The sequence below is a fragment of the Caballeronia sp. LZ003 genome (assembly GCF_031451465.1).
GTDB lineage: Bacteria > Pseudomonadota > Gammaproteobacteria > Burkholderiales > Burkholderiaceae > Caballeronia.
Genome location: NZ_JARUXJ010000002.1, coordinates 331,420 through 353,436, shown reverse-complemented (window position 1 = coordinate 353,436; position 22,017 = coordinate 331,420). Strand labels below are relative to the sequence as shown.

The 22,017-nt window shown below is 61.7% G+C and carries 19 protein-coding genes; 11 read left to right on the top strand and 8 right to left on the bottom strand.

The genetic code is table 11. The features are described from left to right. Positions 1 to 114: 114 nt before the first annotated feature. Complete coding sequence (locus QCE79_RS16225) at positions 115 to 393, bottom strand: hypothetical protein (RefSeq protein WP_244831587.1); 279 nt, start codon at positions 391 to 393, stop codon at positions 115 to 117. Between the two features lie 390 nt (positions 394 to 783). On the opposite strand from QCE79_RS16225, the gene QCE79_RS16220 reads away from it, so the two are divergent. The 4 genes from QCE79_RS16220 (at position 784) to QCE79_RS16205 (ending at position 6,364) form a co-directional block, all read left to right on the top strand. Continuing rightward, a complete protein-coding gene (locus QCE79_RS16220; RefSeq protein WP_244831576.1) occupies positions 784 to 1,794 on the top strand; it encodes a hypothetical protein in 1,011 nt (336 codons plus the stop codon). Positions 1,795 to 1,804: 10 nt separating this feature from the next. Beyond that, entirely contained in the window at positions 1,805 to 2,242 is a 438-nt protein-coding gene (locus QCE79_RS16215) for a phosphate ABC transporter substrate-binding protein (RefSeq protein ID WP_244831575.1), read from the top strand. Positions 2,243 to 2,255: 13 nt separating this feature from the next. Beyond that, complete coding sequence (locus QCE79_RS16210) at positions 2,256 to 5,522, top strand: EAL domain-containing protein (protein WP_309845963.1); 3,267 nt, start codon at positions 2,256 to 2,258, stop codon at positions 5,520 to 5,522. Between the two features lie 113 nt (positions 5,523 to 5,635). Next, positions 5,636 to 6,364, top strand: a complete 729-nt coding sequence (locus QCE79_RS16205) for an SDR family oxidoreductase (protein ID WP_309845960.1) — start codon at positions 5,636 to 5,638, stop codon at positions 6,362 to 6,364. 21 nt (positions 6,365 to 6,385) lie between these two features. Here the strand turns inward: QCE79_RS16205 and QCE79_RS16200 are convergent, their stop codons facing one another. The 4 genes from QCE79_RS16200 to QCE79_RS16185 all read right to left on the bottom strand — a co-directional run bounded on the left by QCE79_RS16200 (position 6,386) and on the right by QCE79_RS16185 (position 9,946). Continuing rightward, positions 6,386 to 7,561: a tyrosine-type recombinase/integrase gene (locus QCE79_RS16200; protein ID WP_244831954.1), complete on the bottom strand. Its 1,176-nt coding sequence runs from the start codon at positions 7,559 to 7,561 to the stop codon at positions 6,386 to 6,388. A gap of 112 nt (positions 7,562 to 7,673) precedes the next feature. After that, positions 7,674 to 8,012: a hydroxyisourate hydrolase gene (gene uraH / locus QCE79_RS16195; RefSeq protein ID WP_244831569.1), complete on the bottom strand. Its 339-nt coding sequence runs from the start codon at positions 8,010 to 8,012 to the stop codon at positions 7,674 to 7,676. A gap of 28 nt (positions 8,013 to 8,040) precedes the next feature. After that, complete coding sequence (locus tag QCE79_RS16190) at positions 8,041 to 8,565, bottom strand: hydroxyisourate hydrolase (RefSeq protein ID WP_309845957.1); 525 nt, start codon at positions 8,563 to 8,565, stop codon at positions 8,041 to 8,043. 1 nt (position 8,566) lies between these two features. Further along, on the bottom strand, positions 8,567 to 9,946 hold the full coding sequence (locus tag QCE79_RS16185; protein ID WP_309846561.1) for an MFS transporter: 1,380 nt from the start codon (positions 9,944 to 9,946) through the stop codon (positions 8,567 to 8,569). A gap of 360 nt (positions 9,947 to 10,306) precedes the next feature. Between QCE79_RS16185 and QCE79_RS16180 the strand changes: the two genes are divergently transcribed. Further along, the gene (locus tag QCE79_RS16180; protein ID WP_244831564.1) at positions 10,307 to 11,251 is read left to right on the top strand and encodes a LysR family transcriptional regulator; all 945 of its coding nucleotides are present in this window, start codon (positions 10,307 to 10,309) and stop codon (positions 11,249 to 11,251) included. A 142-nt stretch (positions 11,252 to 11,393) separates the two neighbouring features. Then, complete coding sequence (gene uraD / locus QCE79_RS16175) at positions 11,394 to 11,921, top strand: 2-oxo-4-hydroxy-4-carboxy-5-ureidoimidazoline decarboxylase (RefSeq protein ID WP_250469589.1); 528 nt, start codon at positions 11,394 to 11,396, stop codon at positions 11,919 to 11,921. On the opposite strand, the gene QCE79_RS16170 is transcribed toward uraD, so the two are convergent. After that, positions 11,901 to 12,365: a cupin domain-containing protein gene (locus tag QCE79_RS16170; RefSeq protein ID WP_244831561.1), complete on the bottom strand. Its 465-nt coding sequence runs from the start codon at positions 12,363 to 12,365 to the stop codon at positions 11,901 to 11,903. The two genes, uraD and QCE79_RS16170, sit on opposite strands and share 21 nt — an antisense overlap. Positions 12,366 to 12,912: 547 nt before the next feature. Between QCE79_RS16170 and QCE79_RS16165 the strand changes: the two genes are divergently transcribed. Next, on the top strand, positions 12,913 to 13,740 hold the full coding sequence (locus QCE79_RS16165) for a class I SAM-dependent methyltransferase (RefSeq protein WP_309845952.1): 828 nt from the start codon (positions 12,913 to 12,915) through the stop codon (positions 13,738 to 13,740). Between the two features lie 88 nt (positions 13,741 to 13,828). On the opposite strand, the gene QCE79_RS16160 is transcribed toward QCE79_RS16165, so the two are convergent. Further along, positions 13,829 to 14,116, bottom strand: a complete 288-nt coding sequence (locus QCE79_RS16160) for a hypothetical protein (RefSeq protein WP_250469588.1) — start codon at positions 14,114 to 14,116, stop codon at positions 13,829 to 13,831. An 851-nt stretch (positions 14,117 to 14,967) separates the two neighbouring features. Continuing rightward, positions 14,968 to 15,879, bottom strand: coding sequence for an AraC family transcriptional regulator (locus QCE79_RS16155; protein WP_250469587.1), 912 nt, complete (start codon positions 15,877 to 15,879; stop codon positions 14,968 to 14,970). Positions 15,880 to 15,980: 101 nt separating this feature from the next. On the opposite strand from QCE79_RS16155, the gene QCE79_RS16150 reads away from it, so the two are divergent. From QCE79_RS16150 to QCE79_RS16135, 4 genes are all read left to right on the top strand, one after another. Then, the gene (locus QCE79_RS16150) at positions 15,981 to 16,736 is read left to right on the top strand and encodes an SDR family oxidoreductase (RefSeq protein WP_309845944.1); all 756 of its coding nucleotides are present in this window, start codon (positions 15,981 to 15,983) and stop codon (positions 16,734 to 16,736) included. Between the two features lie 452 nt (positions 16,737 to 17,188). Next, entirely contained in the window at positions 17,189 to 19,582 is a 2,394-nt protein-coding gene (locus QCE79_RS16145; RefSeq protein WP_309845941.1) for a filamentous hemagglutinin N-terminal domain-containing protein, read from the top strand. 180 nt (positions 19,583 to 19,762) lie between these two features. Continuing rightward, entirely contained in the window at positions 19,763 to 20,491 is a 729-nt protein-coding gene (locus QCE79_RS16140; protein ID WP_309845938.1) for a TonB family protein, read from the top strand. Between the two features lie 319 nt (positions 20,492 to 20,810). Further along, positions 20,811 to 22,010 (top strand): mechanosensitive ion channel family protein, encoded by a 1,200-nt coding sequence (locus QCE79_RS16135; RefSeq protein WP_250469583.1) that lies wholly within the window; start codon positions 20,811 to 20,813, stop codon positions 22,008 to 22,010. Positions 22,011 to 22,017 lie beyond the last annotated feature (7 nt).

Here is a 22,017-nt window from a genome sequence, read left to right as displayed (position 1 = left end):
GAGCGATTTCCGCGCCGTGCGCTTCTCCTCGCGCACGGCGCTTTTTGTTTTTTTAGCGCCGTCAGGCCGGGTACGAAGTTGCGCGCTCGGCAGGCCCGATGCGTCTGCGTTGCCCTAATTCGACATCAACGAGCGCGCCTGCTCCAGAAGCGCGGCGGCCGCGAGAAATTCCTTGCGGCCTGCCATCGTCAGCGCGGCCATCGCGGAGTCTTTGAAAAGCTCGTCGTTCGAGATCAGCGGTGTAGTCGTTTCTATCAGTCGATGCTGCCGCAAACGAAAGAACGCGAGCGACTGGAACGCGCTCATCTTCTGGTCTTCAGGCATTCCAGAGACGACGAGTTCGGCGGCGCCAATCAGTTGGGCGAGGGCTTGTTCGTAGTCGGTGCGGTTCATCGTCATTCCCTTCGCGGATGAGTTGCATGGGGCAAGGTTAGCATCGTGCGGATGCACTCATGCCAAGCGAACGCAGTGGTGCAGGCAAACCGTTGAACCGCTTCTCCAGCAAGCCTTACCGACTGGCCTGCGGGAGATGCTGAACGAAAATTCGACATCCGCCGAATCCCTGAAAATCCCCCATTCCCAAGCGAAATCGACGCTCGAAAACGATAAAGCCGCACCCATCCGTGCCGTTAAAGGAGGCTTAACTGAGTCCATCCATCAGAAGCCTTCGTCGCTCGTCACATGATCTTTTTCGAACACCGGCTGGCTCGCATCGCACGCGTCGCGGTTCTTCTCGGAGGCGTTTTCGCCTCGATGACCGCGCGCGCCGACGATGCTCCCAAAATGTTCACGCTCAGCGGCTTCGGCACGCTCGGCATGACGCATTCGTCTCTCGATACCGCCGACTATGTGAGCAGTCCGCTCGAACCGAACGGCGCGGGTGCATCACGCAAGTACGACTTCGAGAACGATTCGAAGATCGGCCTGCAACTGAGCGCGCGCCTCACGGACAAGCTCTCGGCCGTCGTGCAGGTGATCTCGCAGCATGAATACGACAACACCTTCAAGCCGCGCCTCGAATGGGCGAACGTCAAGTACGCGTTCACGCCCGACTTCAGCGTGCGCGTGGGCCGTATCGAGTTGCCCACCTTTCTGAACTCGGAATATCGCAACGTCGGTTACGCGTTTCCGTGGGTGCGTTTGCCGGTCGAGATGTACAACACGCAACCGCTCACCAATAGCGACGGCGCCGACGTTGCTTATCGCATCGCGGCGCGCGGCATCTCCAACACGGTGCGCTTCGTCTACGGCTACTCGGTCTTTCACGTGAACCCCGGCGCATTCCGCACCGAGGGCAAAAACATTCTCGCCTTCGACGATACCGTGGAGATCGGCAACTTCACGGGTCACGTCGGTTATCAGCACGCGTCGGTCAAGCTCCCATTCCTCGCCGACCAACCCGTGAACGTCTACAGCATCGCCGCCGCCTACGATCCAGGCGCGTGGTTCGTGCAGGCCGAACTTGCACGCGTGACGGTCGAGCAGGTGACGCCTGGCTATATCAGCGGCTACGTCACGGGCGGCGTGCGCTACGCGAAGGCCACGTTTTTCGCGACCTACGCGCAGTCGCACGGGCTCAACCGGCCCACCGCCATTCCCAACTACAACAACGGCCAGCGCGATGTTTCCATCGGTGCGCGCTGGGATGTCGTCAAGAATATCGACCTCAAGGTGCAGTTCGATCATGTCTGGGTGCCGTCCAATTCGACGGGCACGTTCCTCAATCAGCAGCCGGGCTATCAGTTGGGAAGCGGAAGCAATGTCTTCAGCGCCGCGCTCGACTTCGTCTTCTGAGGAGCCCGACATGCCACTCCTCAAACTCATCGGAACAGCGTCGCTCTTCGCGGCCCTTTGTATGTGCACGTCATCGGCGATGGCGGATGTCGTGGTCGTCGTATCGGCAAAAAGTCCGCTCACGTCGCTCAACGAAAGTCAGATCGCGGATATCTTCCTCGGTCGCGTGGGCGCATTCCCCTCGGGCGACGAAGCCGTGCCGCTCGACTTGCCTGACGACTCGCCCTTGCGCGCCGATTTCTATCGCGATTGCACGGGCAAGTCGGCGTCGCAATTGCGCGCGTATTGGTCGAAGCTCATCTTCACTGGCCGCGCGCAACCGCCGCGCGAGATGGCCGACGCAGCCGCGGTCAAGCGTTATCTGCAAGCGCGTCCATCCGCCATCGCCTACATCGACCGCAAGGATGTGGACGCGAGCGTGAAGGTCGTCCTCAGCCTGCGTCCGTGAAGCGCGCCCGTTCATGATCTTCAACATCGACAAGATGCGCGCGATCAAGCGGCTGATCGAACCGGACGCGGCGCGCGGGCCTTCGCACGTGCAAGGCGACAGCCAGGAAGCGCGCTTGCCGCCTTCGCTGCGCCGGGCCATGCGCCGCGCGCTCGAAGCGCACGTGATGATTCCGGTATTCGCGGTCTTTCTGCTGGCGATCATCTGGGTGATCGTGCTGCAACTCGTCCACACGCAACGCATGGCCGCCGAAATCGCCGCGAGCGAGCTCGGCCGTGAACTCGCCGATACCTACGAAGCGCAACTGGTGCGCAATCTCGCGACCATCGACCAGACGCTCAAAACCGTGCAGTTCGCGTACGAGACGAACGGCGCCGCAAGCTTCAAGCGCCTCAACGATCAGGGGCTTCTGCCGTCCGCGATCGTGTTTCGCGTCGCTATCGCCGATGCAAACGGTCAGCTCGCCGCGTCGAACCGCTCGGGCATGCCGCCCAGCGTGGCCGACGAGCCGTGGTTCATCGCGCAACGTCAGCGCCAGGACGACGCGCGTGCGCCGTACATGAGTCTCGTCGCGCCTTTTGAACACGCGGACATGCCGGAGATCATCTTCAGTCGCCGTCTTCGCGATGCATCGGGACACTTCGGCGGCGCGGTCATGCTCTCGCTCGATCCCGGTTATCTGACGAGCAACTACGACACGGCGCGCATGGGCAAGCATGGTCTGCTCGCGGTGTTGGGCGCGGACGGCGTCGTGCGTGCGCAGCAGATCGGCGATACGGTCTCGTGGGGCCAACGCTATCCCGACGCGGCATTGCGCGCGGTGCGCGATACGCCGGTCAGCAACGCGGTCGTGCATGAGTGGGACAACGACGCACACCGCTATACCAGCGTGCGCGAACTGAACGGCTACGCGCTGATTGCGCTCGTCGGTCTCGACCAGGACGAACAACTCGCCGATTTTCGCAGCCGCCGGCGCGCCGACTTCATCTGGACGAGCGTGCTGAGTCTCGGCGTCATCGTGATCGCGTTCATTCTCAGTCGTTCGAGCTGGCAACTCGCTGTCAGCCGCCGACGCGAACGGCGCGCGCAACAGACTTACTACGCGGCATCCGAATCGAGCATCGACGCGTTCCTCGTGTTTCGCGACGAGCGCGGTCCGGCAGGCGAGATCGAGAAGTTCATTCTGACCGGCACCAACCGGCGCGGCGTCGAGATTCTCGGCGTGGCGCGCGAACGGTTGATTGGCAGCACGCTCGACGAAGCGTTCGTCGACGCGCGCGACGGCGGCGTCTTCGACGAGTTCGTCGAGGTGGCCGAGTCGCTGCAGGTGCGCGAGCACGAATGGCAGTATCGGCGCGCGGATGGCGAGACGCTGTGGCTGCATCGGCAAGTGGTGCCGGTGGAAGACGGCGTCGTTGCCATCGTGCGCGATCTGAGCGCGCGCAAGCGGTCGGAAGCGCGCAGGCAGGAGCAGAGCCGAATCCTCGAAATGATCGCGAAGAGCGTGCCGCTCGAAGAAGTGCTCGTGCGCGTGGTGAGCGTGCTCGAAACGCAGATTCCCGGGTCGCGCTGCGCGGTGCTGCTGCGCGACGGCACGAGCAACTGGCTGCGCGTCGGCGCGGCGCCGAGCATGTCGGAGCGATACCGCGAAGTGGTCGGCCAGTCGCGTATCGACGAAGATGCGTTGTTGAGCGGCAAGGCCATTCATACGCGTCAGACGGTATGCGTGATCGACGTGGCGCGCGACGAGGCCCTGAGCCGCGAACTCGCGCGCTGCGGCCTCGCCGACGTCATGTCGTGCTGGGCCTTTCCCGTGCTCTCGCACGACGGCTCCGCGCTCGGCGTCATCACGCTGTATATGCAGGAGAAGCACTATCCGAGCGAGCCGGAATCGCAGGCGGTTGCGCTGTCGACGCGCATTGCGGGTATCGCGATTCAGCGCAGCGAGGCCGAGGAGCGCATTCGCCATATGGCGAACCACGACGCGCTCACCGGTTTGCCCAACCGCACGCTTCTAAGCGACCGTCTCAAGCAGGTGCTGTTGCAGGCGGAGCGTTATGGGCGCGGCGTGACGGTGATTTTCATCGACCTCGATAACTTCAAGCTCATCAACGATAGCCTTGGCCACCGCGCGGGTGACGATCTCCTGCGCACGGTCGCTTCGCGCATGGTGCAATCGGTGCGCAGCACGGACACGGTCGTTCGTCTGGGCGGCGACGAATTCGTGATCGTGTTGCTCGAAGACGATCAGAGCGGCGCGGGCGTCACGGCCATGGTCGAGCGCTTGCGTCAGACCATTTTGCAGCCTGCGGAATTGCAGGGACAGCATTATCAGGTGAGCTGCAGCATGGGGCTTGCGAGCTATCCGAACGATGGCCGCGACGCCGACACGCTCCTCATGAACGCCGACGCCGCGATGTATCACGCGAAGGAAATGGGCCGCAACAATTATCAGGCCTACACGGCGGACATGAATCAGAAGGTGCATGAACGCCTGCGCTATCAGGAGCAGTTGCGCCACGCGCTTGCCAACGACGAGTTCCGGCTCGTGTATCAGCCGCAGGTGGATCTGGAGACGCATCGCGTATTCGGTGTGGAGACGCTGCTGCGCTGGGAGCATCCGACCGAAGGCCTGATCTCGCCCGCGACCTTCATCCCGATTGCGGAAGAAACGGGTTTGATTCTGCCGATTGGCGACTGGGTGTTACACGCGGCCTGCCGACAAAATCAGGCGTGGCAGGACGAAGGTCTGCCGCCGGTGACGGTGGCGGTGAACGTATCGGCGCGGCAGTTTCTGCAAAAGGAACTCGTGGAACGCGTGCGGCATGCGCTCGACGAAAGCGGGCTCGACCCGCAGTATCTCGAACTCGAGATTACCGAGAGCGTCATCATGCAGGATCTCGATGGCGCCATCGCAACCATGTGCCGGTTGCAGGAAATGGGCGTGAAGCTTTCCATCGACGACTTCGGCACCGGGTATTCGAGTCTCTCGGCGCTGAAGCATTTTCCGATAGCGCGTCTGAAGATCGATCAGTCGTTCGTGCGCGAGTTGCCGGGCGGCGACGACGATCGCGCCATCGTCATGGCCGTGATTTCGCTCGGACGCCAGCTCGATCTGAACGTGATCGCCGAAGGCGTGGAGAGCGAGCAACAGCTGAAGTTCCTGCAGGAAAACGCGTGTTCGGAGATTCAAGGGTATCGATACAGCCGTCCGCTCACGCCCGATGCCTTGAAGACGCTCTTGTTGCAGCCATTCGAGTGGCCCGCCGAAGCGGCTTGAGTGCGGCGCTAACGACTTTAGTCTTGACAGTGTTCCCGGCCTACACAATCATCGTTCGTTGATGCGCGGCGTTTCATCGGCGCGCGACGACGGTCAACGCAAGGACGACGAATATGGCAAGAGAACTGGAAGGCAAAGTAGCCGTGGTGACGGGCGCGGCCTCGGGCATCGGGCTTGCCAGCACCGATGCAATGCTGGCGGCAGGGGCGCGCGTCGTGCTGGTGGACCGCGACGAAGCGGCACTGACGAAGCTCTGCGCCGAACGCGGCGATGCGGCGCTCGCGCTCGTCATCGACCTTCTCGACCCCAAGGCCTGCGCGACGCTCGCGCCGCGTGTCATCGAGATGGCGGGGCAAATCGACATCCTGCATGCGAACGCGGGCACTTACGTGGGCGGCGATCTCGTCGATGCCGACACGAGCGCCATCGACCGCATGCTCAATCTCAATGTCAACGTCGTGATGAAGAACGTGCACGACGTGCTGCCGCATATGATCGGCAGGAACACCGGCGACATTGTCGTGACGAGTTCGCTCGCGGCTCATTTTCCGACACCGTGGGAGCCGGTTTATGCGTCGTCGAAATGGGCCATCAACTGCTTCGTCCAGACCGTGCGGCGTCAGGTGTTCAAACATGGCATTCGCGTCGGCTCCGTTTCGCCAGGGCCGGTGATCAGCGCATTGCTGGCCGATTGGCCGGAAGAGAAGCTCAAGGAAGCGAAGGAGTCGGGCAGTTTGCTCGACGCGAGCGAAGTCGCAAACGCCATTCTCTTCATGCTGACACGACCGCGCGGCGTGACCATTCGCGACGTTATCCTGATGCCGACGAACTTCGACTTATGACGCGCGAAACGGACGCGTTCGCTACCAGTCGATGCGATGCTTCTCGTCCGTCTCGCGGTGCCGCCGGTCGTCGTCCATATGCAGATAAAGACTCGTCGTGGCAAGCGATGCGTGCCCAAGGTTGTCGCGCACGAGCCGCAGATCGACTTTTTGATCCGCCATATGCGAACCGGCGCTGTGACGCAGCCAGTGCGCCGACGCCTTCTCCAGCAAGTCCGCGTTCGCGGATGCGCCGTCGCGTTCGCGGAGCCGGGCCGCTGCGCTCGCAAAAATATCCTTCACGATGGAATGCAGCGCGGCGCGCGTGAGCGGCGCGCAAGTCTTCGTGCCGTCGTTCGCGGCCGTTGCGCCGACGGGCAGCACGAGCGGCGTGTCTTCGCTGGGCGAGGGCATTGCGCTCAAGCCCAGATGCTGACGATAGCGCGAGAGCTCCGTCATCATCTCGCGCGTGGCGGGCACGAGGCGCTCCTTGCCGCCTTTGCCGAGGATGGTGAGCCACCAGCGCATCGTGCCGTCCGCATCGCGTCGCACGAAAAACTGCCCCATGTGATTGCCGCCAACTTCCGCTATACGCAAGCCCCCAAGGTAGAGCAGCGTGAAGAGCCAACGCGCGCGCGACGCATGGGCGCGAGCGCGGTCAGTTTCGCGCGGCATGGCCGCGATGGTGTCCTTCACTTCCTGCCAAAGTGCCGGTTCCAGATAACGCGTGATGCGCGGCGCGGCATGCTTTGCGCGTTGACGAGACAGCGCGAGCGGATTGCCCGCGAGATAGCCTGCTTGTACCAGCCACGAAAACAGCGCGTTCAGGATGACGACCGCCTGACGCTGACTCGCGGGCGATAGCGGCCCGTAAAACGGCCGCCAGCGCGCGTCGCTGCGCGCATGCTTGCGCCCGCCGCCCGCGACCCATGTCGCCGCCGGTTGCGGGTCGGCGAGAAAGTGCTGATAGCGCAGACAATCCTCGTGCGAGAGCGACGACAGCGGCTTGCCGAGCGTCACGATAGACCAGAGCAGAAGGCGTTCGGCTTCCTTGCGATAGTTCTCGAAGGTGGTCTTCGTTGCGTGGAAGCGCGACAGCCAAGCGCGGATGGCGTCGAGGTCGCTGTCCGCCTCGATTTGCGCGTGCTTGCGAAGCTCGCGGTTCGTGCCGTCGCGGCCATCTATTTCCGCTGGAATTACGAGCGCTTCAAGCGGCATCGGCTGAAGCGCGACGCGGGACGATGCTCGCAGAGTTTGGTTCAAGGTGGGGCGTCGTCGGTGGGTCGAACTGAACGACATTATAGGTGGATGTGCTTGCCCCGATCCATGTTCAGCTCCCGCGATAAGTCCCGAAGCTCCATGGCGAACAGAGCAGCGGCACATGGTAATGCTGTGTCGCGTCCGAGACGGTGAAGCGCACGGGAACGACATCGGCGAAGACATCCGGCGTGCGAAAGTAGTCGGCGACCCAGAAGCGCAACTCGAAGCTCCCGGCGCGCGCCTGAGCGGCGGGCAAAATCGGCGCGTCGGTGCGGCCATCGCGATTCGTCCGCGTCCGCGCGATGAGCGTCGGCGGCTGCGTGGTCGTATCGAATAGCTCGATCTGCATGCCGGCAGCGGGCTTGCCGGTGGATACATCGAGGACGTGTGTGGTGATGCCTGCGGCCATCGTGATGCTCCTGTTCGAAATTACGGAATTAGCTGCCGCGATAATAGTTGTAGCTCCACGGCCCGAAGAGCACGGGCAGATGGATGCGCTGCGAGGCATCGGTGATGCGAAAGCGCAGCGGAACCTTCGAGAGGAACAGCGGCGTCGGCAGCTCGGTCTTGAGCGCGGCGAAGTAGTCGTCGGCGTGCAGCAGTAGTTCGTAAGTGCCGACGCGGTAGGTTTCGTCGATCAGAAGCGGCGGTTCGCTGCGGCCGCTTGGGGCGAGCGTGATCGTCTGCATGAGTTTCGGCTGGCCATTTTCAATGCTGAACAGGTCCGCGCGCATGCCTGCGGCCGGCGTGCCGTGCCAGGTATCCAGTCCATGCATGGTCAGGCGCGGACTCAGGCCGTCCTGCTGCACGGGACCGGTGTTCTGATTCGGCGCGGGCGCGGCCTCCATGCCAGCGGCGTGCGCGGTTCCGGCAAAGAGCACGCTGCTGCCGAGCGCCATGGACTGCAGCGCGAAGCGCCGGCGGCGGGCATCGAAGGCGGGAAGGGTGGTGTCGTCGCTCATGTCATGCCTCTTGTCGTGTGCCGCCAAGCTTGCGGATACCCGCGATGACCAGCACCGCGGCGAGAATTTCGATGATGGCCACGAGATACAGCCCGGTCGTGACCTTGCCGGTGGCGTTTTTGATGAGCCCCATTACATACGGCGCGCCGAAGCCCGCGAGATTCGAGACCGAGTTGATCAGCGCCACGCCGACAGCGGCCGCGCTGCCCGCCAGATAGCGGTTCGGCAACTGCCAGAACACGGGAATGGCGCTCATGGTGCCGGCAAGCGCCAGAGTCATCGCAATGAGCGAGACGATGGCGGGCAGTCCCGGCACGCCCATGAACAGCGCGAGCGCGGCCATCGACACGCCGCCTGCTATCGCCGGGCCGCTGAAGTGCCAGCGCACCTCGTTGCGCCGGTCTGAGCGCGCGCCGTTGAAGATCATGCCCGCCGCGCCGCACAGATAGGCCACCGCCGCAATCCAGCCCACGGCAATCGGCGAGATAAAGCCCACGTCCTTGATGATGGTCGGAATCCAGAACGTCAGCGTGGAGTTCGCGCACAGCAGGCAGAAGAAGATCGCAATGAGCAGCCACACCTTGCGGTTGGTCACGAGCGAGCGCCAGTCGTGTCCGCGCTCGCCCATCGAAGCGTTGTCGCGCTGCAGGGCATCGAGCACGACGCGCTTTTCATCTGCCGTGAGCCAGCGCGCTTCATCGGGCTTGTCGGTCATGTAGAAGTACGCGAAGAAGCCGGCCAGCACGGAAGGAATGCCTTCGATGATGAAGAGCCACTGCCAGCCGTGCATGCCGTGAAAGCCGCCCATCGAAGTCATGATCCAGCCGGCGATGGGACCGCCGAGCACACCCGCAATCGCGGATGCCGACATGAACGTGCCGAAGGCGCGCGCACGGCGCTGCGTGGGATACCAGTAGGTGAGATAGAGGATCACGCCCGGATAGAAGCCCGCCTCGAAGGCGCCGAGCAGAAAGCGCAGGAGATAGAACTGTGTCGGCGTGGAGACGGTCGTCTGCAGCATGCAGATGACGCCCCAGCAGATCGTGATGCGCATGATGGTCTTCTTCGCGCCGATCTTCTGCAAAAGCATGTTCGAGGGCACTTCGAAGAAGAAGTAGCCGAGAAAAAAGATACCGGCGCCGAGCCCGTACACCGCCTCGGAGAAATGCAGCGAGTCCAGCATCTGCAGTTTGGCGAAGCCGATATTCACGCGGTCGAGCCATGCCAGCACCCAAAGCACGCCTAGAAACGGCAGCAGGCGCCACGAGACTTTGCGATAAGCGCTGGCCTCCGCGTTCGCGATGACGTCAGCCGTTGCGCTGACCGTTGCGCCGTTCGGCCCATCGGCGTACGCCGGCATGACTTCCTTGATGATCGACATGATGAGTCCTCCAAGCGCGATGAAGTAAGCCGCCGCGGCGGTGCGTTCGATGGAGCCAGTATTGAAAATCAAAAAAAGCTTGGGAACGGCGGGCGTTTGAATAAGCCCGATAGCAACTTCGATATGCGCCGCAAAGCCTTGCGGCGCAAGGGTTTGCGGGGTTAGACAGAGGTGCGTTCGCCGTTATGGATTACCCTTGGGGCGCGCGTTCAGGCGTTGTTGCACCGCCTTCGTGCAGGAATCGGCCGAACGCATCGAATTAATTCGGCACGTTGCCCTCGATGCTTCTACACGTTACAACGTCAAACAGGCAAGCGCTGCCCCGACGCTGCGCTGTTCACGGGCCACGGACCTCAAAACATGAATCGCGCAGACGATCCATTCGATACCTATCTGTTGCGCGTGCTTTGCACGTTGATCGCCGAGCGCAGCGTGTCTCGCACGGCCATTCGCATGAATCAGTCGCAGCCGGCCATCAGCAGCGCGCTCAAACGGCTGCGTACGATCTTCAACGACCCGCTTCTCACGCGCGAGAAGAACGTGATGGTCCCGACCGAGCGGGCGCTACAACTCGCCGAGAACGCGCAAGCCGCGCTCGGCGCGCTGGATAACCTGCTGGTAGCGGACGACCGGTTCGATCCCGCCACCACCGAGCAGACCTTCACGGTCGGCATGCCCGACTATCTGGCGCCGCCGTTCTTCGCGCATGTGGTGCGCGAGTTCCGCCGCACGGCGCCGAGGGCGCGTCTCGTCGCGATGCCGCTGTCCGCGACCTTCAACTACGAGCAGGCGTTGTCGGAAGGCTCGCCGGATATCGTCATCGGCAATTGGCCGAATCCACCGGAGCATCTGCATTTGTCCGTGCTGCTTGAGGACGAGGTGGTGTGCGTCGTGGCCGAGGACAGCGTGCATGCGCGACCCGGCGAGTTCACCGCGCAGACTTATCTGGACGCGGCGCATATCGTGCCAACGCCATATTCGCGCGATCAACGTGGCGTCGTGGATACCGGACTCAGCACGATGCGCGTGCATCGGGACAATCGCGTGAGCTGTCCGTACTTCAATCTCGCGCCTAGCCTCATTCCAGGCACGGACCTGATCCTGACCACGGGCCGCCACTTCGCCAACTATCACGCGCAATCGCTGCCGGTTGCCGTGCTCGAACCGCCGATCGAGTTCCCGCTCATGCGGTTCTATCAGCTGTGGCATCCGTCGCGGCATCGCTCGGCATCGCATGTGTGGCTGCGCGGCACGTTGACGGCGGCGTCGCAAGCGCTGCGCGAACTGCGCGACATGAAGCGTTAGGGTAGCCGGCGCTCGTTATCGGGTTCTGCTATGCGGTCTATAAGGCCGCGGTTCTCGCCCGCCGCGCTTGCGCTTCCTATACTCGGCCCGTAATCGTCATCCACGCCTGGCCTCGATCAAGCGGGCTTTACGGGAGCACTACATGTCTCAGTCGATCGATCTCGCGCCGATCAATGCGCTCGATCATGCAACCTTCCTGCGCGCCTTCGGGAGCGTCTTCGAGCACTTTCCACAGGCAGCGAGCGGCGCGTGGGAACGGCGGCCGTTCGGCTCCGCGCCGGAACTGCATCGAGCGATGATGGACGTCATCCGCGCGCTGAACGAGCGAGGCCAATGCGACTTTCTGAACTTGCATCCGCTATTGTCGGGTTCGAACATTCGTGCAGGCACGATGACGCGCGATTCGAATGCCGAACAAAAGGGCGCCGGACTGGACGCGCTGACGCCCGCGCAAGAGGCCGCGCTCGACCGGATGAACGCGGACTATCTCGCGCGGCATGGCTTTCCATTCATTATCTGCGTGCGGCATTACACGCGGGAGGGGATTTTCGCGGCGTTCGAACGCCGTATCGGGCGTGACACGCCACAGGAGATGGACGAGGCGCTCGCGCAGATCGAGGCAATCACTCGGGCGCGGCTTTATAAGCGCTTAAGCGCTCTCGTCTCCTGACGATCGGAACGACGAGCGGGGAAAGGAGCCGTTGAGTTTGCGGCTGAACTTGCGGCTCACCTTGAGCGCGAGCAGCGCAGGCTTGGTGATATGCGGACGCAAGATGGCATGCTTGCGCACGTATTTCGGAACGTACCATTCAGAATGGGTTCCGGCATAGAACAGCGCGGCATGGCCTTCGCGCAGCGTGCGCGGTTCCTGACCTTCGGCCGTGATGATGACTTCGCCTTCGATGACGTAGATGGTCTCATCGGCATTGAAGTACCAGTTGAAGCGCCCGGCGGTGCAATCCCAGACCCAGGAAGTCGTGGTCGTGTCGGGACTCTGCGACCACTGACCGCTGCGCGCGACGGGATTGCCCTCGAGTATCCACGCCGGGTCGATCGGGTCGGGCTTGAGCAGAACGTCATCCAGACGAACTGACTCGAAAACGGGAGTGGCCATGAGAGTTCCTTTGCCGGTACTGGCGATCGATTAAATAGGGCAGCAAAAAAAGCGCCTACCCGGCGAATTCATCGCCATGACTTGCGGGAACATGGGTTCGGTCGATGTCGGCGTGCTCGGTCAAGACCATCAACGGATATGCATTGGTCCGCGTGAGCGTTATCCGCAAAGGGTTTTAAGTCTTTGAGCATGTCGTGATAGGTTGGTCGGCATGTGCTTCGTATGAACAAACCAAAGTAATCTTGCGACGCCCGGCAAAGCGTCGACAACTGGCTGGCCATTCGACAACCTACTGAAAATTCTTCCCGATGCCAAGGCTTTGCGTGATGACGTGCATCGCCTCAGGAACGGTCTGACGCTTATATGCCCGCTGAGTTCCGTTCTTGATCACGGCTGACGCGCACATGTATCATGCCGAGCGCTATTTTGAATAACCCGGCGGCAAAATTAAACGACTGCTACACTTCATTTGTCATTCAAGTGCGGTGGCGGCCGACTTTCGATGCGCCGCTCCGGTTCTTTGGTTATCGCTCAGCGCGGGTGCCGTATGGGATTTTCCCAACAACGCTTTACCGTGCAAGACCGCGTCAACCGGTCTGCATGGCGCACCCGTAGCGCGCTCCGATGGTACGACAAGCTGAGCGATTGGACCGATCCTGGCGAGGCTGCGGCTATCGCTTATGTGCGCGCGGAAGTACGCGATCAACCTTTGCTCGATGTCGGTGTAGGCGGCGGACGCACGGTGCCGCTGCTGTCGCGCGTGAGCCCGGATTACACGGGTGTCGATTACACGCCCGAGCTGGTCGCGATATGCCAGAGAAATTATCCGAGCGTCCAGGTGCGTGTCATGGATGCGCGCAACCTGGCCGAATTCGAGGACAACAGCTTCGCGCTCGTGATGTTCAGCTTCAATGGCATCGATTCCATCGACAGTGAAGGCAGACGCAAAGTGCTAAGCGAGTTTGCACGCGTGCTCAAGCCAGGCGGTCTCGCATTGTTTTCCACCCACAATCTCGCCGGGCCGGGCTACAGGGAAACGTTTGCGCAAGCTTCGCATGTTTCGCAGGCGGAGAATGTCCTCGAATTCGGCATCAACTGCGCGCGAGCTTTATATAACCTTCCAATGGCGGCGTTCAATTATCTGCGTTATTCGCCTCTCAACCGCGAATACGACGGCTATGCACTACGCGTCTGCGCCGCTCACAGGTTCGGCATTCTGATCCTTTACACGGATATCCAGACGCAGCGCCAACAATGTGCCGAGGCCGGCCTGCTTACCGAGGCCGTTTTCGGAAGTAATAGCGGCGCTCAAGTATCGGAACTGGCCGACGTTAGCGGCGAGAACTGGCTGCATTTCGTCGCGCGAAAGGTCTAGCGGTTCACTTCTGCGTTGCAATCGATTGATTTCTGCGTCGTCGATCATCTCGCCGTCCAGTCCCTAAGGAACGTGGCCATCGTTCGCGCTAGCGGCGATTGCGCATCGGCACGATACCGAAATGACTTTCGATGAGATCGGTGAGTCGCCAGAGCGAACATGGGCGACGGACGTGACCGTCGAAGCCGGCTTCTTTCATCGATGGCAGCGAATCGAGTGGTTGAATGTTGCTCATTGCAATGATCAATAAACCCGCCGTGTGTTCCGTTCGACGCAACTGCCGGACAGTTTCAAAGTCGGGTGGCGTGTCCATTCTCGTGTCGAGCAGCAGCGCATGAGCTTTCCAGTGCTGCAGGAAACGCTGGGCGTCGCCCATTTCGCTTGCGTGTATTGCTTCGAATCCTCTCGTGGACAGAAGAAGCGCAAGCGACTTGCCTATTGGTCTGTCCTTATGCCCGATTACGATTCGCCTTTTGCTGGTCACGACAACCTTGCTGTCGGGCCGCCACAGCGCGAACTCCTGCTCGTCGTCCAACGGTAAGCGCCCTGTCACGATGTGCTCCTCTGACCTGCGTTGATCGACTAATCATTGATTGCGGGTCTTTGCCGATGCGGGCGCCGCGTTGCCAACAGACGTTGTCACACAGTGGCGCTATTCTGACCTGATCTAAACCGCGAACCGGTAATGACGTGCATCTCGCGCATTGCTGTTGTAAGTGCTTGCAGCACTCGGAACGAATCCCGGCGTGCTAGGTTACGCGCTCTGCGTGCGGGGCATAGAGCCAAAGCCGCACTGCGCTCCCTCATTGGTATTCATAGATATCAGATGAGTTCGGAATTGCCTAGATCATTCCTGTTGTCGTTGTCCAACGTGTCGGAGCCCGCGAGCACTTCCACATCAGGTGACTCGCATTCTTCACAACGAAGTGCCTCTTCCGACAATTGCGACGAAAACAATTTTCCGCAAGACTGACAGTGGCACGTGAGCATTAGGCCTCCGAAGTGCAGCGCATACAACGTTCTGAGGAAAGGTTAGCACGTGGTTTCGCCAGTTTCAGATTCTTCTTCTCAATGAAGCAAAACGATTCATGCATTCCAACGAAGTGGGATGTGTGGAAATTCTTAAATAAATAACGTCAGTTGATTGAAGAGGTTGCGCGTGATCGTGAGCGTCGAACGAGCGTTATTGAGCCAGGCAATGAGCAATCGATCTGCATATCGAAGTAATTAGTCTTCTGCCGCTTGTCCGTCGCGCGCGTATTGCGACGGCGAGCGGCCGACATGCCGGGTGAACGCGACGCTGAACGTGCTGGCGGAGCTATAGCCGACACGCTGCGCGATCTCCGCGATACGCCCTTGACTTCGCCGCAACAGATCCTTGGCGAGCGCCATGCGCCACCGAAGCAGATATTCCATCGGCGCCACGCCCACCGCGCGACTGAAGCGCTCGAAAAAGGTCGAACGCGAAAGCGCGGCCTCTTTCGCCAACTCGGCCACCGTCCACGCGTGCGCGGAGCGTTCGTGCATTCCGCGTAAGGCAGCCGCTAAACGAAGGTCCGACAGCCCACGCACGAGACCCGGTGACGCGTCCGTTCCGGCCGTCGAGCGCAGCGCCTCGATCAGCAGCACTTCGAGCAATCGAGAAAGCACGACTTCGCGCGCGGGCCGCTGTTCGCGCGATTCCTCGCGAACCAGTTGCACGAGCGTGGCAAGCCGCCGTTCCCCGCGAACATGCACGAAGCGCGGCAACAGCGAAACGAGCAGAGCCGCGTCGGGTGAACCGAAGCTGCAGTGACCCGCCATCATGCGCGCGTCGATCGGGCTATCCGGCGGGCCGATCCTGAACTCGCCATTGCCGAGCGCAACGGGCGATTGCGTTTCGGAACCGGGCGGCGGCGCTTCGAGACTGGACACCGCAACGCCGTAAGCGGCGGGAATCAGCATGAAGTCGCCGGACAACAGTTCGATCGGCTCGTAGCCGTCGATTGAGATACGGCATCCGCCTTCCAGAATCACGCAATAAAAAGGCTGACCTGCGTCCGAGCGGCTGATGTGCCAAGGACTTGCACCATGAACGAGCTTGGAGAAATTGGCAGCCGGTTGAAGCAGCGTCACGACTTCGGCCAACGGATCGATCATTGCCGGACTCCTGCAAATGAAATCTGGATTATCGATTGTAGCGAGTACGAGAGCGGCGATCTATTGTGGTGGCACACGCAAACCACTTCAAAGGAGTCGTCATGCAAACCGTGTTGATCACCGGTTGTTCGTCCGGATTTGGGCTCGAAATCGCCCGTCACTTTCTGAGTCGCGGCTGGCAAGTCATCGCGACGATGCGCACGCCGCGCACCGATGTGCTGCCGCCGTCCGAACGCCTGCGCATCTTGCCGCTCGATGTCACGAACGCCGAAAGCATTCGCGCGGCAATCGAAGCCGCAGGACCGATCGATGCCCTCGTCAACAACGCGGGCGTCGGCGCGGCGTCGCCCGCCGAACTCGTGCCCATTGCCACGGTGCGCGACATCTTCGAGACCAACACCATCGGCACCATTGCAATGACGCAAGCCGTGCTGCCGCAGTTTCGCGAGCGCGGGGCGGGCGTCATCGTCAACGTGACGTCGAGCGTGACCATCAAGCCCTTGCCGCTGATCGGCGCATATCGCGCGAGCAAGGCGGCGGTGAACGCCTTCACCGAGTCGATGGCGCTTGAACTCGAACCGTTCGGCGTGCGCGCGCGCCTCGTTTTGCCGGGCCGCGCGCCGGACACGCGCTTCGGCGACAACGCGCGCGCGCATATGCATGGCCTGGAGCACGCGGCCTATGCCGATCTCGTCAAGCGCGTCTTCGAGCAGTTCCAGGACACCGCGTCGCCGACCACGCGCGCGGAGGACGTTGCCGAAGCGGTATGGCGCGCGGCCACCGACCCCTCGGCGCCGATGCGTATTCCCGCTGGCGTCGATGCCGAGGCATGGGCCGCCGAAGCGCGCCAAAGATGAAGCGAAAAATAATCCCAACGAATCGACAGGCTCGAAATGCGCGGGGAGGGTAGTGTTGCCTCGTTTGACGCGGGCGGTCCGCGCGTTGGGAAAATCAAACGATTTCACCAAGACGTGATCGTTCGCGATCGAAGCCGGGCCTGACATCGTGCTTCAGTACCGCACGATGTCGGGGCACGAATACATCCAGCGCGCGATCATGGTGCCGGCGTCCGCACTGAAGGACGTCATTAACACGTTGAAATTACCGATTATCCCCACTCCCCGTTGTTTGCATTTCACGCTTATCGCTAAAGAACTCGTAAGCATAATTACAGCCCGTTGAGCAAGCCCTGAAAACGATCATCTTTCGTCTTTCGATATGGACATTACGCTCTGTTACACTGCACTACCAACTAAAAAAAGCTGTCTACTTAGCGATTAAATCGGGGAAACACTCTGTTGGGGGCGGTATGCGTCTTTTTGTTTACCGTCTCGCGGGCGTCTCGACGCTCGGCGATGCGGCCTGCGTCTCTACGTTTCGCGCACCGGGCTTTACAGTTCGGGCTCTTCCACTTCTCATCGCACTTGCATCTGCTGGCAGTTTCCTTCACGCGCCGGGAGCCGAAGCTGCACCGCCTCTTCCTCAAGGCGGTAAATATGTCGCGGGCTCGGGAACCGTCGCACAAAGCGGCGGAACCCTGAATATCAAGCAGTCGGGCACGAACGGCATTATCAATTGGACGAGTTTTTCCATCGGCGCGGGCAATACGGTTTCCATCAACAACGGAACCGGCGCAACTCTCAACCGCGTCACCGGCAACGACATGTCGGCTATCTACGGCACGCTCAAGAGCACCGGCAGCGTCTACCTCATCAATCCGCATGGCGTGCTCATCGGGCCGACGGGCGTGGTGGCGACCGGCGGACGTTTCGTTGCATCGACACTCGATACCGATAACGACTCGTTCATGAACAGCCCGGATTACTTCACGCTCGGCGGCAGTTCGAATGCCAGCGTGATCAATCTCGGGAAAATCAGTTCGTCGGGCGGCGACGTCCTCCTCATTTCGGCGAAGAGCGTCATGAATGCCGGATCGATCAGCGCGCCGAAGGGCACGGCCGAACTCGTCACGGCGCGCGAAGTCGTGCTTGCGGACAGCGCATACGGCCAGCAAGTTGGCGTGCAGACGACGGGCACGGGCGGCGACGTGACCAACTCGGGCACGATCCAGGCGGCGCTGATCAGCCTGCAAGCGGCCGACGGCAACATCTTCGCGCTTGCGGGCAAGTCGGGCGCGCTGCGCGCCACCGGCACCGAAACGCGCGATGGCCACGTGTGGCTCGTGGCGCAAGGCGGTACGGTGGACGCACGCGGCGCCACCATTTCCGCGCGCAACGCGGATGGCAGCGGCGGCACCGTCGACATGACCGGCAACGCCATCAAGCTGAGCGAGGCGAAAGTAGGCGCGGGACAGTGGAACATCACGGCCCCGACCTTTACCGCCGACGCAGCGCCCGCCCGCACGCTGGCCGCGAACCTGAGCAGCGGAACGTCGATCACGGTCCATGCGAATGGCGCGGATGCCACCAAGGGCGCGGGCGACATCAACGTGACATCGAATATTCGGTGGATCGGGTCGTCGTCGCTGACGCTCGACGCCGGGCATTCAGTGACCATCGCGCCGGGCGCGACCATCGCCAACACGGGCGCGGGCAGTCTCACCTTGCGTGCGGACGCCAGCGCGGTCGACAACGGCGGCAGCGTGACCAATCGCGGCACGCTCGACTGGTCGCACAGCACGGGTATCGTCTCGGCGCTGTACGACATGACCGGCAGCTACACGCCCGGAACCGTGCATGGCAACGCGAGTTGGAGCGCGGCGCCGTTCAGCGGTCTGCTCACGCAGGTCACGGCTTATCAGCTCGTCAATTCGATTGCCGATCTGCACGCCGTGAAGAACAACCTCGGCGGAACTTACGCACTCGGCTCGTCGCTGGAGCTGGATGGCGCAACGGGCCTCTCGGGCATCGGCAGCGCGGCGCAACCGTTCACCGGTCAGTTCGACGGCATGGGGCATCTGCTGAGCGATCTGAACATTCCGAGCGGAGCGAATACGGGCTTGTTCGGCGTGGTCGGCCCGACCGGCATCGTGCGCAACGTACTGGTGGATAGCGCCACGGCGTCGTCGTCGGGCGGTCCGGTCGGTGTGCTTGCGGGCACGAACTACGGCTACCTGGTGAATGTCGCGAGCACGGGCATCGTCAACAAACCCACGGGTACGGCCACGGCAGCGGGGGGGCTGGTCGGCATCAACCGCGGACGTATCGAGCGTTCGTGGAGCGGCGCGCAAGTCAATGGCGATGGCGAAATCGGCGGTCTAGTCGGCGAAAACGATGGTTACATCGGCCAGTCGTACACCATCAACTTCATGACGGCTGCCGCAACAGCGACGATCGGCGGGCTCGCGGGCGTGAACAGCGGCACCATCGAGCAGTCGTATTCGCAGAGCTTCGTGAATGGCGGCGCATATATCGGCGGTTTGGTGGGCAACAACACCGGCACCATTCGCCAGTCGTACAGCACGGCATCGCTTTCGCCGGGCACGGGGTCGCATAAGCCGGGCGCCATTGCGGGCACGAATAGCGGCACGATTGCCAAAGACGTCTTCTGGGACAAGGAAACGTCTGTCGCGACAGCGGGTGTCGGCAGCGGCAAGGCCATGTCCGCTTCGAGCGGTCTGACGAGCGCGCAAATGGCCACGCCGGCGAGCTTCGGTCCTACGTGGGACTTCAGCTCCAAGGGAACGTGGTCGCTTCCGGATGGCGCGGAAGAGCCGGTCCTGCGCTGGACGGCCGGGCTGTAACGTAGAACGGACGCGGGCGGACATCGTTCCGCCCGCGTCGATATCGAGATCGACGTGGGCGCGCATAAGCGTCGTGCCGTCGCGCTAAGTCGTCCTGGCGCGCGCGCCGCTTTCGCACACCGTCATCGCTAAGGTTTCCCCAGGCGCTTGCCGTTATCCAGACAGGCTCAGGAAAACGGCATGTCAGCGATGGCTTCGACGCACACGCATTACGACAATCTCAAAGTGACGCACAACGCGCCGCCCGAAGTCATTCGCGCGGCGTACAAGGCGTTGAGTCAGCGCTATCACCCCGATAGGAACACGAGTCCGGACGCGACAAAAATCATGAAGATGCTCAACGACGCCTACGCCGTCCTGAGCGATGCCGAATCGCGGCGCGGTTACGACGTGACGATTGCGCAACAGCTTCCGAAATCAGCTGCTTGGGGCGAGGTCGGTTCGCGTTCGTCGATCGGTGAATCGAATGCGACTATCAAGCGCGGGAAGCTGCGCGGCTGGGCGTGGCTTCTGGCCGTCGGCGTCGTCGTGTCGATACAGTGGTCGGTCAGTGAACCGGCGACGCACAAGCCGAGCGTCGCTGCCGCCTCTTCTGGCGAGCAGGTTGCCCGCGTCGCGGCAAAGGCGGATGAACCCGTCGCAACGGTTGGCTACGCCGAGCGCGTCGGACGGCGCGTGCGGACGAATATCGCGTGGACCAATGGCGTGGCTGGACTCGAAACGGTGATCGGCGCGCGCTGTGCGCCCAATGGCGCGTTGCTGTCCGCGTCCATCGTACATTCGAGCGGCAACGCGCAATGGGACGAAACGGCATTGCGCGCCGTTCAACGCCTCGACCCGATGCCTGACGATACGAACGGCGAGACACCCGCCGCATTCGCCGTCACCGTGCGCTCGTCGGGCAATTGACGCGAATTTCTCAACCAGCAACCCTGGCGCGATGTTCCCGCATCGAGCGTCTCTGAGCGCTTGTGCGCTATTGCGGGACTATTGTCGAGCATGTCTGCTCCGCAGATTTCCAAGGCATCGAAGAAAAGCAGGTCTTGCGCAGATCGGGTTATCGTGCGACAGGCGTCGGCGGCTTCTTAGCCTCTACATTCTTTCGACGATAGGGGCATGCGCTTCTCATGCGGCCTGGCGCGCTAAGTCCGTGCTGTTGCCGCCACTAAAATAGCCACCGTGCGAAAGGCCTCTTGCCCAACATCGGTTCGCCTGTTCCGGAGAGTACATGTTCGAGAATATGCTGCGTGTCGAAAGGGGACCAGACTGGCAGTTCCACGTCTACACGGATAGCTGGCTGGTCGCGGTCATGCTCGTGGCCGCCTTGCTGCTCGCCATTTTGCTGGCAAGCGCGATCTGCTACTACCTCACGCGCTGGATCATGCTCATGATCGTCAGCCGGCTCACGCGCAACGAAGGGCGCAAGTGGTTGATCGCCGCCGAGCGTCATCGCGTGTTTCACCGGCTTGCGCCGCTCGTGCCCGCTGCGATCGTCTATGCATCGGCGCCGACGCTCTCGGGTCTCACAATACCGTTTATCGCGGTGCTCGGACGGCCATTGGGCATTCTCGCCGCTTGCTACATGGTCTACACGCTGCTGCGCGCCGCGCTGGCACTGCGCGACAGCATCGACGAACGCTATAGTCACTTTCCAACTGCGAGCGAGCGGCCAATCAAGAGCTTTCTGCAGATCGCCACCATCGTGGTGTATCTCGTCGCGCTCATCTCCGTGGTCTCGCTCTTGATCGAGCGTTCGCCGGTCTATCTGCTCACCGGCCTCAGCGCGGTGACGGCGTTGCTCATCATCATCTTTCGTGACTCGTTGCTCGGCTTCGTGGCCAGCATCCAGCTGGCAGCCTACGACATGCTGCGCGTGGGCGACTGGATCGAAGTGCCGGGATTCGTCGCGGATGGCACGGTCATCGATATCGCGTTGAATACCATCAAGATACGCAACTTCGACAACACCATCGTGATGCTGCCAAGTCAGCTCTTGCTCACGAACAGCGTGAAGAACTGGCGCGGCATGAGCGAGTCGGGCGGGAGGCGCTTGAAACACGCGATTCATTTCGATGTCGATACCGTGCGCTTCCCCGACGACGCAATGCTCGCGCAAATGCACGACGCCATCCGCTTGCCGGTGGGCGCTTTCGAAGGCGAGCGTCGCACGAACCTTGGGTTGTATCGTCGCTATCTGAGCGCTTATCTTCGCGATCATCCGGCGGTGCGGCGCGACATGCCGCTCGTGATTCGTCATGTCCAGACAGCGGCGCCGGTGGTCGCGCTGGAAATCTGTCTCTATCTCGACGAGATACGCTGGGAGCCGTACGAGGCGATGCTCTCGGATATGCTCGATCACGCGTATGGCGTCGTGCCGTTGTTCGGTTTGCGGTGCTGGCAAGAGGAGCGTAAGGGTTCAGCGGTTTGAAGACGGC

What these genes read in the sequence shown, in the direction of transcription:
- QCE79_RS16225 (WP_244831587.1), bottom strand. Translation starts at nt 393, where the DNA reads ATGAACCGCACCGACTACGAACAAGCCCTCGCCCAACTGATTGGCGCC.
- QCE79_RS16220 (WP_244831576.1), top strand. Translation starts at nt 784, where the DNA reads ATGTTCACGCTCAGCGGCTTCGGCACGCTCGGCATGACGCATTCGTCT.
- QCE79_RS16215 (WP_244831575.1), top strand. Translation starts at nt 1,805, where the DNA reads ATGCCACTCCTCAAACTCATCGGAACAGCGTCGCTCTTCGCGGCCCTT.
- QCE79_RS16210 (WP_309845963.1), top strand. Translation starts at nt 2,256, where the DNA reads ATGATCTTCAACATCGACAAGATGCGCGCGATCAAGCGGCTGATCGAA.
- QCE79_RS16205 (WP_309845960.1), top strand. Translation starts at nt 5,636, where the DNA reads ATGGCAAGAGAACTGGAAGGCAAAGTAGCCGTGGTGACGGGCGCGGCC.
- QCE79_RS16200 (WP_244831954.1), bottom strand. Translation starts at nt 7,561, where the DNA reads ATGCCGCTTGAAGCGCTCGTAATTCCAGCGGAAATAGATGGCCGCGAC.
- uraH (WP_244831569.1), bottom strand. Translation starts at nt 8,012, where the DNA reads ATGGCCGCAGGCATCACCACACACGTCCTCGATGTATCCACCGGCAAG.
- QCE79_RS16190 (WP_309845957.1), bottom strand. Translation starts at nt 8,565, where the DNA reads ATGAGCGACGACACCACCCTTCCCGCCTTCGATGCCCGCCGCCGGCGC.
- QCE79_RS16185 (WP_309846561.1), bottom strand. Translation starts at nt 9,946, where the DNA reads ATGTCGATCATCAAGGAAGTCATGCCGGCGTACGCCGATGGGCCGAAC.
- QCE79_RS16180 (WP_244831564.1), top strand. Translation starts at nt 10,307, where the DNA reads ATGAATCGCGCAGACGATCCATTCGATACCTATCTGTTGCGCGTGCTT.
- uraD (WP_250469589.1), top strand. Translation starts at nt 11,394, where the DNA reads ATGTCTCAGTCGATCGATCTCGCGCCGATCAATGCGCTCGATCATGCA.
- QCE79_RS16170 (WP_244831561.1), bottom strand. Translation starts at nt 12,365, where the DNA reads ATGGCCACTCCCGTTTTCGAGTCAGTTCGTCTGGATGACGTTCTGCTC.
- QCE79_RS16165 (WP_309845952.1), top strand. Translation starts at nt 12,913, where the DNA reads ATGGGATTTTCCCAACAACGCTTTACCGTGCAAGACCGCGTCAACCGG.
- QCE79_RS16160 (WP_250469588.1), bottom strand. Translation starts at nt 14,116, where the DNA reads ATGGGCGACGCCCAGCGTTTCCTGCAGCACTGGAAAGCTCATGCGCTG.
- QCE79_RS16155 (WP_250469587.1), bottom strand. Translation starts at nt 15,879, where the DNA reads ATGATCGATCCGTTGGCCGAAGTCGTGACGCTGCTTCAACCGGCTGCC.
- QCE79_RS16150 (WP_309845944.1), top strand. Translation starts at nt 15,981, where the DNA reads ATGCAAACCGTGTTGATCACCGGTTGTTCGTCCGGATTTGGGCTCGAA.
- QCE79_RS16145 (WP_309845941.1), top strand. Translation starts at nt 17,189, where the DNA reads ATGCGTCTTTTTGTTTACCGTCTCGCGGGCGTCTCGACGCTCGGCGAT.
- QCE79_RS16140 (WP_309845938.1), top strand. Translation starts at nt 19,763, where the DNA reads ATGTCAGCGATGGCTTCGACGCACACGCATTACGACAATCTCAAAGTG.
- QCE79_RS16135 (WP_250469583.1), top strand. Translation starts at nt 20,811, where the DNA reads ATGTTCGAGAATATGCTGCGTGTCGAAAGGGGACCAGACTGGCAGTTC.